We start from the raw sequence: 13,562 nt of genomic DNA on the forward strand, positions 1-13,562 counted from the left end.
CTCCTTTCATAACAAGGTTCAATAATAGTATGTTTCTCTTTACTGTTTTTATCCCACTATTTGCGAGCAGTAAGACTCCCGCCTCAAAATTCGGATGGAGCGAAGAAGTTAGGTGGGAGTCGGGCTGCCCGTAAACGCCCGATTGGTGAGGGCTAATAATTAGTGGGGGATGAACAAAACCCCCACTAATTAAAGTTTCACTTTATCCGAGCCTATACAGGGAGTAATATCCAATTGGAAAGTAAAAATGTTTTTTCAAAATAGGAAAACTAAGTATGACTTCCTCTATTTTGGAAAGTATAAAAAAGAATAATGAGGAAAGGGTGCAATACATAATGGAACATCCAATTGAAAATTTAATGAAAACAGCAATGACAAATTTAAAAGAGATGGTAGATGTAAATACGATTGTTGGAAGTCCAGTTTCAACAGCTGACGGAAATGTAGTATTAACAGTGTCTCAAGTGGCTTTCGGTTTTGGAGCTGGTGGAAGTGACTTTAAAGGGGATTTTATTTCTGAAAAACATAATGGCGGACAAGGGCAGCATAAAGAGAACAAGCAAAGTCATCCATTCGGAGGCGGAAGCGGGGCTGGGGTTTCTATTAGCCCAGTTGCTTTTTTAGTAGTTGGTTCTAACGGTGTGCAAGTATTGCATCTCAATAGTAGTACACATTTAATTGAAAAAGCTCTAAATACTGTACCAAGCACTGTAGATAAATTTGTAAATGGTCGCCACAAGTGAACTTGCATTTTTTAGGAATTATGATATATTAGAAAAAGTGCGCTTTAGGATGATCGGAATAATTGAACTGTAAATATATATGATGTGTGGAATAAGGGAGAGGAATTTATGATTAATATCAAAAACTTAGTAGTTGGCTTATTTATGTTAGTAAGCGGTTTTGTTGTATATGTAATAAAAGAAAAAGCTCCATTCTAAAACAGACAAACCGTTAATGTCTGTTTTTAATTTGTAAAAAATGTTGACAAGTTATTATATTGGTGTTATAATTTTAATTCGTGTCTCGGTTAAAGCTAGTGTAAAGTAAATAAATCTTATGAATATAATACGAAAAGTTTGCGAAAGATCGGGTAGTCTTACCAACAACTTTTGTGAACAAACCCTATAAATTGTATATGTAAGCTTTATATGTATACTAGTGAATCAAGGAGCGGTCAGTGGAACCGTAATGATGAGAGAGAGGTAGGGCTTTCATCCAGTATATGTTACTTTCCCGTTAGGTGAATATAAAAAAGAGGGCTCCTTTTGAAAAGGAGCCCTCTTTCTTTTGTGTATTGTGATTTGTAAAAATTTAAATGCGACTTTCAACCTGCTGACAAATTTCATCTGTTGTTAAACCATGAGCTGTAATTACCGATCCTTTTATTGATGTATCTGCAATACCCATCATATTAGAATCTTGCCCAGTTACAACACAACAATCGCACCCCTGTGCATCGTGTTCTGAGTTAAGTGTAACGACTTCATGTCCATGTTGCTGAAGAGCTTGTTGAACATCTGTTAACGAGTTTTCAACGCCAATTCTAGCCATAATTCTCACCTCCTACCATCTAGTCGTTAGTATGCTCAAGTTTTTACTATATATTTATGAAAAGATGGTAGGAAGAGAATATTTGTTTAGTCGTTATATACACCAGTAAGCATTTGACTTACGAATTGATCGTTTAAAGTATCTTGGGCGGAAGAAGTATTTGAATGAATGTCGATTGAAGCAATAAAATTATTATGTTCTTTATTATTTGGTTCTACCTCTACATAATTATCGAATTTACAAAAACCTTTCGTATCCATTAGATCAAATAGTTGAAGCATTTCTACTACCTCTTGTCTCGTTCCTTTAATTTGTACACACGCCATATTGATTTCCTCCTTCATTTTGACAAATTGTTTTTTAAAAATAGGATTATGATTACGAAATGAAAAATATGAATGTTATTTTTAGACAGCGTTATTTTTATTATTTTCCCCCTTTTTCAGCAAAAGTCGTTGTATATTCCCGAATTTATAAAAACGGACGTCCGTTTATTGAATACAATAGATTCGTATCAATTGACAAAAATCCTTCTTTTAAACAAATATTTTTTTTAGTGGAAATTGGCGAAAAAAATTTTTTGACTTTTTGTAAACGTTAACAATGCTGTTAAATCAATATAATCAAAGATGTACGTACGATTAAAAATTATAAATTTTCCAAAAATTCACTTGATTTATTTAGAAAGGAGAGTAAACTAGGAAACAATAAAAAACTCATAGAACATAGGGGGCGCTTTCCAGTGAACGAGCAATGGATTTTCTTAAATGGAGAATTTGTTCCAAAAGACGAAGCAAAAGTTTCAGTATATGATCATGGCTATTTATATGGCGATGGAGTGTTCGAAGGGATTAGGGTGTATAGCGGTAATGTTTTCCGTTTGAGAGAGCATCTTGTCCGATTATATGAATCAGCGAAATCCATCATGTTAGAAATTCCATATACGTTAGAAGAAGCAACGAAGATCGTTGTTGAAACGATTCGACATAACAAACTATCTAATGGATATATCCGGCTAGTTGTGTCAAGAGGACCAGGGAATCTTGGATTAGATCCCGATTCTTGTACAAAACCAAACGTAGTAGTAATTGCAGAACAACTATCTTTATTCCCACAAGAATATTATGAAAAAGGGATTCCAATTATAACAGTTGCAACGCGTCGTAATCGCCCAGATGTGTTGTCGCCTCAAGTAAAATCTTTAAATTACTTAAATAATATTTTAGTTCGCATTGAAGCGAAATTAGCTGGAGTACAAGAAGCACTTATGTTAAATGATCAAGGGTACGTAGCTGAAGGATCTGGAGATAACGTATTTATTGTAAAAGGAAATAAATTAATTACACCGCCAAGTTCTGCTGGGGCGTTAGAAGGTATTACACGAAACGCAATTTTAGAAATCGGCGAAAAGCTTGGATATGACGTAAGAGAAGAATTATTTACAAGGCACGATGTATATGTAGCTGATGAAGTATTTTTAACAGGAACAGCTGCTGAAGTCATTGCTGTTACGACAGTAGATGGTAGAACGATTGGTTTAGGAAAAACAGGTCCACATACAAATCGTCTATTAGAAGAATTTCGTAAATTAGTTGTAGAAGATGGTGAGAAAATTTACGAAGAAAATAAAGTTGGATAATAACCCTTTATGACATGATAAAACGTCGATAGGGAGGAGTAGTTGATTGTGAAGCCTCACAGAGAGTCGGTGGTTGCTGAAAACCGATGGTTCACGTCGACGAACATCGCCCTTGAGTGCTAAGCTGAAGCATTTGTCTAGGCTTAGACGGTAGCTCCGTTATTAGCTAGACTCATCCCGAGTCACTGAGGCAAGAGTATTCTTGCGAAGAAGGGTGGTACCGCGAAATCTTTCGTCCCTTCAGCACATAGCTGGAGTGTGGACGTAGGATTTTTTTATTTTATAAAGGGTATAAAAAGGGGGCTTATAAGAAAAATGTCTTCAAAAACAGAAGAGAAACTGTCAACTGGTGCACAGCTATTGTTAGAAGCGTTAGAAAAGGAAAGGGTAGAAGTGATTTTCGGTTATCCGGGTGGTGCTGTTTTACCTCTATATGATGCGCTTTATGATTGTGAGATTCCGCATATTTTAACGCGGCATGAACAAGGTGCAATTCATGCCGCTGAAGGATATGCAAGAATTACAGGAAATCCAGGAGTTGTAATTGCAACAAGCGGGCCTGGTGCTACAAATGTTATTACTGGTCTAGCTGACGCGATGATTGATTCATTGCCACTTGTTGTATTTACAGGGCAAGTAGCAACAACGTTAATCGGGAGTGATGCTTTCCAAGAAGCTGATATTATGGGGCTTACGATGCCGGTGACGAAACATAATTATCAAGTACGAAAAGCATCGGATTTACCCCGAATTATTAAAGAAGCATTTCATATCGCTAGAACAGGAAGACCAGGCCCAGTCGTAATTGACCTTCCGAAAGATATGGTAGTAGAGAAAGGTGAGCGATGTAGTGATGTACAAATGGATTTACCAGGATACCAGCCTAATTACGAACCGAATCTACTACAAATAAACAAATTATTACAAGCGATTGCGGCATCAAAAAAACCGTTAATTTTAGCTGGAGCAGGTGTATTGCATGCAAAGGCATCGAAAGAATTAACAAGCTTTGCTCGTAAATATCAAATTCCTGTTGTGCATACATTACTTGGTCTTGGTGGTTTTCCGCCAGATGATAAATTATTTCTTGGGATGGGAGGAATGCACGGTTCTTACACGGCTAATATGGCGTTATATGAATGTGATTTACTTATAAATATAGGAGCGAGATTTGACGATCGTCTTACTGGAAATTTAGCTTATTTTGCTAAAGAAGCGATTGTCGCACATATAGATATTGATCCAGCGGAGATCGGAAAAAATGTGCCGACTGAAATTCCAATTGTTGCGAGTGCGAAGCAAGCATTAGAAGCTCTACTCAACTTTAAGGAAGGGGAAGTAAATCACAATGATTGGCTCTCATTATTGAATAGTAGAAAAGAAAAATACCCTCTTTCTTACAAAGAGCATTCGGAATGTATTAAGCCGCAATATGCAATTGATATGCTATATGAAATTACGAAAGGGGAAGCGATTGTAACGACAGATGTTGGGCAACATCAAATGTGGGCAGCTCAATATTATCCGCTGAAAAATCCAGATAAATGGGTAACTTCTGGAGGCTTAGGAACAATGGGCTTCGGATTTCCAGCAGCAATTGGTGCACAAATTGCAAAGCCAGAAGAATTAGTTATTGCCATTGTCGGTGATGCGGGATTTCAAATGACCCTGCAAGAACTAAGTGTATTAAAAGAGCATTCTTTACCAGTTAAAGTGTTTATTTTAAATAATGAAGCTTTAGGAATGGTAAGACAATGGCAAGATGAGTTTTATAATCAAAGATATTCACATTCTTTATTGCCATGTCAACCAGATTTTGTTGCCCTTGCGAATGCATACGGCATAAAAGGCGTCCGTATTGATGATCCACTTCTTGCAAAGAAGCAATTACAACATGTGATTGAATTACAAGAGCCAGTCGTAATTGATTGCCGCGTACTTCAATCTGAAAAGGTTATGCCGATGGTTGCTCCAGGAAAAGGGGTTCACCAAATGGAGGGAGTGGAGAAAAGGTGAAGAGAATTGTTACAGCGACAGTTCGAAATCAAAGCGGTGTGTTAAATCGAATTACAGGTGTTATGACACGTAGACATTTTAATATTGAAAGTATTTCAGTAGGGCATACGGAATCGTCGGACATTTCAAGGATGACGATTGTTGTACATGTTGAAAGTGAACAGCAGGTTGAACAGTTAATTAAACAACTGCATAAGCAAATCGATGTCCTAAAAGTATCTGATATTACAGAAGAAGCAATGATTGCTAGAGAACTTGCGCTTATTAAAGTGGCAACCTCAAGTGTAACAAGAGCAGAATTATATAGTTTAATTGAACCGTTCCGAGCCGCTGTAATAGATGTTGGAAAGGATTCCATAGTGGTGCAAGTAACAGGTACCCAGGAGAAAGTAGAAGCGTTAATTGAATTACTTCGTCCATACGGTTTGAAAGAAATTGCTAGAACAGGTGTAACAGCATTTACACGCAGTATGAAAAAGCAAGATAAGCAAGTTATGTTAATTCAATAATCATTTAAATATAGGGGGAAATGAAAATGGCGAAAGTTTATTATGAGAAAGATGTAACGGTAAATGTATTAAAGGAAAAGAAAGTAGCAATCATTGGATATGGTTCGCAAGGTCATGCGCATGCGCAAAACTTACGTGATAACGGATTTGATGTAGTAGTAGGTTTAAGAAAAGGAAAGTCTTGGGATAAAGCGAAAGAAGATGGCTTTTCTGTATATACAGTAGCGGAAGCAGCAAAGCAGGCTGATGTAGTAATGATTTTACTACCGGATGAACTGCAGCCAGAAGTATATGAAGCGGAAATTGCGCCAAATTTAAAGGCAGGAAATTCTCTCATTTTTGCACACGGGTTTAATGTACACTTTGATCAAGTGAAACCACCAGCGAATGTAGATGTATTTCTAGTAGCGCCAAAAGGTCCAGGGCATCTCGTACGCCGTACATTTGCTGAAGGAGGAGCTGTTCCAGCACTATTTGCAGTATATCAAGATGCAACAGGAGTTGCGACTGAAAAAGCACTTTCTTATGCTGATGGAATTGGAGCGACGAGAGCTGGTGTATTAGAAACAACGTTTAAGGAAGAAACAGAAACGGATTTATTTGGAGAGCAAGCTGTGCTTTGCGGCGGAGTAACTGCACTAGTAAAAGCTGGATTTGAAACGTTAGTTGATGCAGGGTATCAACCTGAACTTGCATATTTTGAATGTTTACATGAATTGAAACTCATTGTTGATCTTATGTACGAAGGTGGACTTGAAAATATGAGATATTCAGTTTCAGATACAGCGCAGTGGGGAGACTTCGTATCAGGACCACGCGTTGTTACTGAAGATACGAAGAAAGCGATGGGAGAAGTGTTAGCAGAAATTCAAGATGGTACATTTGCAAGAGGCTGGATTGCAGAGCATAAAGCAGGAAGACCAAATTTCCAGGCGACAAATGAGAAAGAAAATGAACATGAAATCGAAGTAGTTGGACGTAAATTACGTGAAATGATGCCTTTCGTACAGCCACGAGTAAAGGTAGGGATTAAATAATATGAAGCAGATTTTGTTCATGGATACGACGCTTCGTGATGGCGAACAATCACCAGGAGTTAATTTAAATGAACAAGAGAAATTAAAGATTGCAAGGCAACTAGAGAGACTTGGTATTAATGTAATGGAAGCGGGATTCGCAGCAGCTTCTGAAGGCGATTTTCAATCGGTAAAACGTATCGCAAATACCATTCAAAATGCTACGGTTATGAGTTTAGCTAGAGCGAAAGAAAGTGATATTCGAAGAGCCTATGAAGCTGTGAAAGGCGCTGTCTCTCCTCGTTTACACGTATTTTTAGCTACAAGTGACATTCATATGAAATATAAGCTTTGTATGTCAAAAGAAGATGTATTAGATAGCATACATCGCTCGGTTACGCTCGGGAAATCATTATTTCCGACAGTGCAATTTTCAGCAGAAGATGCGACAAGAACATCGAGAGCATTTTTAGCTGAAGCAGTAGAAGTGGCGATTCGTGCAGGAGCGAATGTAATCAATATTCCTGATACAGTTGGATATACGAATCCAGAAGAATATTATTCTCTTTTTAAATACTTACAAGAATCCGTTCCTTCGTATGAAAAAGCAATTTTCTCTTGTCACTGTCACGATGATCTTGGGATGGCAGTAGCGAATTCATTAGCTGCAGTTGAAGGCGGAGCGTTACAAGTAGAAGGAACGATTAATGGAATTGGAGAAAGAGCGGGGAATGCAGCTCTAGAAGAGGTCGCAGTTGCTCTTCATATTAGAAAAGATTTCTATGAAGCAGAGTCTTCTATGACGTTAAAAGAAATTAAAGCGACAAGTACATTAGTAAGTCGTTTAACAGGTATGGTTGTACCAAAAAATAAAGCGATTGTTGGAGCAAATGCATTTGCTCATGAATCAGGTATTCATCAAGACGGTGTTTTAAAAGAAGTGACGACATATGAAATTATTGAACCGGCGCTTATAGGTGAATCTCAAAATCTATTTGTACTTGGAAAACATTCTGGTCGTCATGCATTTACGGAAAAAATGAAAGAACTAGGCTATGAATTTACAAACGAAGAACGAGATGCGGTGTTTGAAGCATTTAAAAAATTGGCTGATCGTAAAAAGGAAATTACAGAAGAAGATTTACGCGCGCTTATGCTGGGCGAAGCAGCATTTTCGGCACAACAATATAGTATTACGCAATTACAAGTACATTTCGTGTCCAATAGTACACAGTGTGCAACAGTTGTACTAAAAGATGAGGAAGGAAATATGTATGAAGATGCAGCAACTGGTTCTGGAAGTATAGAAGCAATCTATAATGCAATTCAAAGAATTTTAGGATTAGAATGTGACTTAGCGGATTATCGCATACAATCTATTACGCAAGGTCAAGATGCACTGGCCCATGTACACGTTGAATTAAAAGAAGGAATTCATCAAGTATCAGGTTTTGGTGTTGCACAAGACGTATTAGAGGCATCAGCAAGAGCATATGTTCATGCGGCTGGAAAATTGAAATCTTTTATAACGCTTGTGAAGTAAATGTTTGATAAGTGAGGAGAATTTTCCTCACTTATCAAATTAAAGTTCTGAAAATTCAGTTAAAGGAGTGTTGAAGTTGGAAAAACGTATTGTTTGTTTAGCGGGTGATGGTGTTGGTCCGGAAATTATGGAAAGTGCGAAGGAAGTATTGCATATGGTAGAGAGGCTATATGGACATCATTTTTATTTACAAGATGAGTACTTCGGCGGGAGTGCTATCGACTTAACCGGGCAACCATTACCACAGCGAACACTTGCCGCTTGTTTAGCAAGTGATGCGGTTTTACTTGGAGCGGTTGGTGGTCCACGGTGGGATGGTGCGAAAGAAAGGCCAGAGAAAGGATTATTAGCTTTAAGAAAAGGACTTGGTGTATTTGCGAATGTTCGACCTGTAACGGTAGAAAGCGCAACTGCACATTTATCGCCATTAAAAAATGCTGATGAAATTGATTTCGTTGTTGTTCGTGAATTAACAGGCGGTATTTATTTCTCTTATCCGAAAGAACGAACGGATGAAGTAGCAACCGATACACTTACGTATCATCGTCATGAAATTGAACGTATCGTTTCGTATGCTTTTCAATTAGCGAGCAAACGGAAGAAAAAAGTTACATCTATTGATAAGGCGAATGTTTTAGAGTCTAGTAAACTATGGAGAACTGTTACGGAAGAAGTAGCTCTTCGCTATCCAAATGTTGAATTAGAACATATTCTAGTCGATGCAGCCGCTATGGAATTAATTCGTAATCCAGGTCGATTTGACGTTATCGTAACAGAAAATTTATTTGGTGATATTTTAAGTGACGAGGCTTCTGTATTAGCAGGATCGTTAGGAATGCTTCCATCAGCAAGCCACGCTGAAAATGGTCCTTCGTTATATGAGCCTATTCACGGATCAGCACCGGATATTGCGGGGAGAAATAAGGCGAACCCAATTGCAATGATGCGTTCTGTTGCAATGATGCTTGGGCAATCATTTGGATTAACGAGAGAAGGGTATGCAATTGAATCCGCAATATCTGCAGTTCTTCAATCTGGAAAATATACAGCAGATATTGGGGGAGATGAGACGACAACTTCATTTACGAAGGCAGTTATTCAAGAGATGGAAGAGCAAGCACTAGTAGGGAGGGGACGATAATGGGAAAAAGATTACTAGATAAGCTTTGGGAGAGACATGTAGTTGCGACAAACGAAAATGGATTGGATTTATTATATATCGATCTTCATCTCGTTCATGAAGTAACGTCACCGCAAGCCTTTGAAGGCTTGCGGCTTACAAATAGAACTGTTCGGAGACCAGAATTAACATTTGCAACGATGGATCATAATATTCCAACGAAAGATGTTTGGAATATTACCGATCGTATTGCGAAGCAGCAATTGGATACACTTCGTGATAATTGTAAACAATTTAAGGTGCGATTAGCTGATATTGGTGATGAAGAGCAAGGAATCGTTCATGTTATCGGGCCGGAACTTGGACTCACGCAACCAGGGAAAACGATTGTTTGTGGTGATAGTCATACAGCAACTCACGGTGCTTTCGGAGCGCTAGCATTTGGCATTGGTACGAGTGAAGTGGAACATGTATTGGCGACACAAACGTTATGGCAACGTAAACCGAAAGCGATGGGCATTGAGCTAAAAGGGAAATTACAGAAAGGTGTTTACGCAAAAGATATTATTTTGCATCTCCTTTCAAAGTACGGCGTAGCAGTTGGAACCGGATATGTAATGGAATTTTACGGTGAGACGATTCATGCTATGGAAATGGAAGAGAGAATGACACTTTGCAATATGGCAATTGAAGGAGGAGCGAAAGCTGGTATCATTGCACCGGATGAAAAAACATTTTCTTATGTAAAAGGGCGTAAATATGCACCGAAAGACTATGGAACTTTTACGGGAAAATGGTCGGAGCTTTATACAGATTCAGATGCAATTTATGATTTACATATTTCGATAGATGTTACGGATTTAGCACCGTATGTTACTTGGGGAACAAATCCTAGTATGGGTGTTCGCATTGATGAAAAATTACCAGAAAAGCATGATGAAAATGATGAAAGAGCATTTTCGTATATGGGATTGAGTCCTGGACAAAGCACTTTTGAAATTCCAGTTCAGCATGTTTTCATTGGATCTTGTACAAATTCCAGGCTATCTGATTTAGAAATTGCCGCATCTGTTGTAAAAGGGAAAAAGGTAAAAGACGGTGTGCGAGCCCTCGTTGTGCCTGGGTCTAAAAGGGTAAGAGAAGCAGCAATGAAAAAAGGATTACATCGCATATTTGAAGAAGCGGGGTTTGAATGGAGGGAGCCTGGATGTTCAATGTGCCTTGGAATGAATCCGGATCAAGTGCCTGAAGGGGAACATTGTGCATCTACTTCAAATCGTAACTTTGAAGGAAGACAAGGAAAAGGAGCACGAACGCATTTAGTTAGCCCAGCAATGGCAGCAGCGGCTGCGTTATATGGTCATTTTGTTGATATTAGAAAGGAGAGTTACGATGGAGCCATTTCGTATTCATAAAGGCACTGCCGCAGTACTTATGAATGACAACATTGATACAGATCAAATTATTCCGAAGCAATATTTAAAGAAAATTGAAAGGACGGGATTTGGACAGTATTTATTTGATGAGTGGCGTTACGATAATGAGCGCCAGGAAAATCCTAATTTTCCTCTTAATGCCCCAGAAAGAAAAGGGGCAAGTATATTAATTACAGGTGATAATTTTGGGTGCGGTTCTTCAAGAGAACATGCTCCGTGGGCACTTGTTGATTATGGCTTCCACGTTATTATCGCCGGAGGGTTTGCAGATATTTTTTATATGAATTGTATGAAAAATGGTATGTTACCAATTGTAATGGATAAAGTAATGCGAGAACAACTTGCCAAAACTGATGTGAGAGAACAAATAGAAGTAGATTTAGAGAATGAGGTAATTACAACGAATACGCACAGGTTTCATTTTACAATCGAGAAAATGTGGAAAGAAAAATTATTAAATGGTCTAGACGAAATTAGTATTACGATGCAATATGAACAAGAAATTGGAGAGTATGAAAGGGAATTAGCTTTATATTAAGAAATAACGGAATTTTCGAAATGTATTTACATTCAGAATTAAGTGTTATATACTATGTAAAAATCAGAGGAGAAAGGGAGTAAGTATTATGAATATCGTGCAATCTATTAAAATGCTTACACAACTACATCATCATACATAAAACCCTTGAACCTAGCGTGAAAACGTGTAGGTACAAGGGTTATTCCCGTTGTACCTACACTCTACTGAAGAGCCTTGTAGGTATTTTGTCTACAAGGCTCTTTTTATTTTCGGTTTAGGTGAATGAAATAGGCATACATTAGAAAGGGAAAGGTGTGAGAATTTAGATGACAAAATGGAAACGGGCAAACCCAAATGGAACGAGAGACTATTTATTCGAAGAATGTACGTTAATTGAAGAAGTAGAACAAAAATTAAGGCGTACTTTTTTAGAGCGAGGTTATGAAGAAATAAGGACACCGACAATAGAATTTTATGATGTTTTTGCATTTCAAAGCAGGCCGATAGATGAGGAAAAGATGTATAAATTTTTTGATGAAAAGGGGCGGATTATCGTATTACGCCCAGATATGACAATTCCTTTAGCGAGAGTGATGGGAACGCAGAGGTGGGATACTCCGCTTAAACTGACGTATAGCGGGAATGTATTTCGGGCGAATGAGTCCCATTCTGGAAAATATAATGAAATCGTACAAAGTGGTATTGAAATTATCGGGATTGATAATGTAAGAGCTGAAATTGAATGCGTAATAAGTGTTATTCAGGCACTTCAAAAGTTAAAGGTGCAATCTTTTACAATTGAGATTGGGCAAGTACAGTTATATAAATGTATTGTAAAAAAACTCTCCATTCGTGATGAAGAAGAGAGTGTGCTTAGAACATATATTGAAAGTAAAAATTATGCTGCTCTATCAAATTTTATTAGAGAAAAGAAATTAGATCGATGTGATGAAACAGTAAGATTACTTGAGAAATTGCCAAGGCTATTTGGAAATTTAGAAGTTATTGAGGAAGCAGAAAAACTCGCTTCAAGTAATGAAATGAAAATGGCGATTGCCAGAGTGAAAGAAATATATGAAGCAATTGAAAAACTAGGCTATGGATCTTACATCTCAATTGATTTAGGTATGATCCAACATTTGGATTATTACACAGGTGTTATTTTCAAAGGGTATATATATGAAATTGGAGAAGAAATTGTTAGTGGAGGAAGATATGATGAGTTAATTGGGAATTTTGGAGAGATGCTGCCGGCTGTTGGACTCGCGGTGCAAGTCAATCAAATTGTGAAGGCGCTGCAAGAGCAGCAAGAACCATATGAACGAAAGAGAATAGATATTATGATTCATTATGAGTTAAATAGATTAGCAGAAGCGGAAAGATTACGAAATTTACTTCAAAAGGACGGGAAAAAAGTAGAGCTATCTTTATTCCCTAATTTAAACGACACCTTTCAATTTGCCAGAAAAAATAAAATAGTAACGGTCGTAGAGGCAAAGAACGAATCATTAGTGGAATATGTATGGAAAGAGAAATGGGTATTCCAGAAAGAGGGAGAAACTTCATGCGTAACATTCAAATTGCGTTAACGAAAGGAAGATTAGAGAAGCATGTGATTCCATTGTTTGAGCAGATTGGAATTGATTGTTCGGAGCTCAAAAATAAAGGACGAAAGCTTGTCTTTCAAAGTAGAAATACAGATATCTCATTTATTTTAGTGAAAGCAGTAGATGTTGCTACTTATGTAGAACATGGAGTAGCTGATATTGGGGTCGTTGGAAAAGATATTTTAATGGAAAACGAGAAAGATATTTATGAAATGTTGGATTTAGGAGTAGGCGTGTGTAAGTTTTGTGTTGCTTCTATTCCTACTTATAATCCGAAGAGCTACCGGAAGAAACGCATTGCTACGAAATATCCACATATTACTTCTAACTATTTTCATGATAAAGGGGAGGATGTAGAGATTATAAAAATAGAAGGTTCTGTAGAAATCGCTCCTATTCTTGGATTGGCAGATGCGATTGTTGATATTGTTGAAACAGGAAAAACATTACAAGAAAACGGACTCATTGTATTTGAGGAAATGTGTTCTATATCTGCTCGAATGATTGTAAATAAGGCTGCATTAAAAACTAAAAAAGACGAAATATTCAGTATTATAAATATGATGGAGCAAGAAATTTTGTCAGGAAAATAGGGGGACTTG

Annotated in this window: 15 protein-coding genes and 1 other annotated feature; of the genes, 13 read left to right on the top strand and 2 right to left on the bottom strand. The window is 37.6% G+C overall.

The window, feature by feature from the left end:
* Positions 1-275 precede the first annotated feature (275 nt).
* Positions 276-743 (top strand): GerW family sporulation protein, encoded by a 468-nt coding sequence (gene ytfJ, locus LUS72_RS07035; protein WP_097831804.1) that lies wholly within the window; start codon positions 276-278, stop codon positions 741-743.
* A 108-nt stretch (positions 744-851) separates the two neighbouring features.
* Entirely contained in the window at positions 852-941 is a 90-nt protein-coding gene (locus LUS72_RS07040) for a hypothetical protein (protein WP_000608227.1), read from the top strand.
* Positions 942-1,314: 373 nt separating this feature from the next.
* Here LUS72_RS07040 and LUS72_RS07045 read toward each other — a convergent pair whose 3' ends face one another.
* On the bottom strand, positions 1,315-1,554 hold the full coding sequence (locus tag LUS72_RS07045) for a YkuS family protein (RefSeq protein ID WP_002149532.1): 240 nt from the start codon (positions 1,552-1,554) through the stop codon (positions 1,315-1,317).
* Positions 1,555-1,640: 86 nt separating this feature from the next.
* Positions 1,641-1,880 carry a DUF3911 family protein gene (locus tag LUS72_RS07050; RefSeq protein ID WP_000752504.1) on the bottom strand — a complete coding sequence of 80 codons (240 nt, stop codon included), beginning with the start codon at positions 1,878-1,880 and terminating at the stop codon, positions 1,641-1,643.
* Between the two features lie 59 nt (positions 1,881-1,939).
* Here LUS72_RS07050 and LUS72_RS27235 point away from each other — a divergent pair, with 59 nt between their 5' ends.
* The 11 genes from LUS72_RS27235 to hisG all read left to right on the top strand — a co-directional run bounded on the left by LUS72_RS27235 (position 1,940) and on the right by hisG (position 13,553).
* On the top strand, positions 1,940-2,155 hold the full coding sequence (locus LUS72_RS27235) for a hypothetical protein (protein WP_044739212.1): 216 nt from the start codon (positions 1,940-1,942) through the stop codon (positions 2,153-2,155).
* A gap of 141 nt (positions 2,156-2,296) precedes the next feature.
* Entirely contained in the window at positions 2,297-3,193 is an 897-nt protein-coding gene (gene ilvE, locus LUS72_RS07055) for a branched-chain-amino-acid transaminase (RefSeq protein ID WP_001005501.1), read from the top strand.
* 16 nt (positions 3,194-3,209) lie between these two features.
* Positions 3,210-3,436 (top strand) — a binding site (T-box leader).
* Positions 3,437-3,508: 72 nt separating this feature from the next.
* Entirely contained in the window at positions 3,509-5,209 is a 1,701-nt protein-coding gene (gene ilvB / locus LUS72_RS07060; RefSeq protein ID WP_264448728.1) for an acetolactate synthase large subunit, read from the top strand.
* On the top strand, positions 5,206-5,718 hold the full coding sequence (gene ilvN / locus LUS72_RS07065; protein ID WP_000822951.1) for an acetolactate synthase small subunit: 513 nt from the start codon (positions 5,206-5,208) through the stop codon (positions 5,716-5,718). Before ilvB ends, ilvN begins: the two co-directional genes overlap by 4 nt.
* 26 nt (positions 5,719-5,744) lie before the next feature.
* Positions 5,745-6,755 carry a ketol-acid reductoisomerase gene (gene ilvC, locus LUS72_RS07070; RefSeq protein WP_097831801.1) on the top strand — a complete coding sequence of 337 codons (1,011 nt, stop codon included), beginning with the start codon at positions 5,745-5,747 and terminating at the stop codon, positions 6,753-6,755.
* Position 6,756: 1 nt separating this feature from the next.
* Entirely contained in the window at positions 6,757-8,277 is a 1,521-nt protein-coding gene (leuA, locus tag LUS72_RS07075) for a 2-isopropylmalate synthase (RefSeq protein ID WP_097831800.1), read from the top strand.
* A 76-nt stretch (positions 8,278-8,353) separates the two neighbouring features.
* A complete protein-coding gene (leuB, locus tag LUS72_RS07080; protein ID WP_097831799.1) occupies positions 8,354-9,418 on the top strand; it encodes a 3-isopropylmalate dehydrogenase in 1,065 nt (354 codons plus the stop codon).
* On the top strand, positions 9,418-10,812 hold the full coding sequence (gene leuC, locus LUS72_RS07085; RefSeq protein ID WP_097831798.1) for a 3-isopropylmalate dehydratase large subunit: 1,395 nt from the start codon (positions 9,418-9,420) through the stop codon (positions 10,810-10,812). Before leuB ends, leuC begins: the two co-directional genes overlap by 1 nt.
* Positions 10,790-11,371 carry a 3-isopropylmalate dehydratase small subunit gene (gene leuD, locus LUS72_RS07090; RefSeq protein ID WP_264448729.1) on the top strand — a complete coding sequence of 194 codons (582 nt, stop codon included), beginning with the start codon at positions 10,790-10,792 and terminating at the stop codon, positions 11,369-11,371. The genes leuC and leuD overlap by 23 nt, the downstream gene beginning before the upstream one ends.
* A gap of 308 nt (positions 11,372-11,679) precedes the next feature.
* The gene (gene hisZ, locus LUS72_RS07095) at positions 11,680-12,942 is read left to right on the top strand and encodes an ATP phosphoribosyltransferase regulatory subunit (RefSeq protein WP_097831796.1); all 1,263 of its coding nucleotides are present in this window, start codon (positions 11,680-11,682) and stop codon (positions 12,940-12,942) included.
* Entirely contained in the window at positions 12,918-13,553 is a 636-nt protein-coding gene (hisG, locus tag LUS72_RS07100; RefSeq protein WP_097831795.1) for an ATP phosphoribosyltransferase, read from the top strand. Before hisZ ends, hisG begins: the two co-directional genes overlap by 25 nt.
* Positions 13,554-13,562: the final 9 nt, after the last annotated feature.

This window comes from Bacillus cereus (genome assembly GCF_025917685.1).
Lineage (GTDB): Bacteria > Bacillota > Bacilli > Bacillales > Bacillaceae_G > Bacillus_A > Bacillus_A cereus_AT.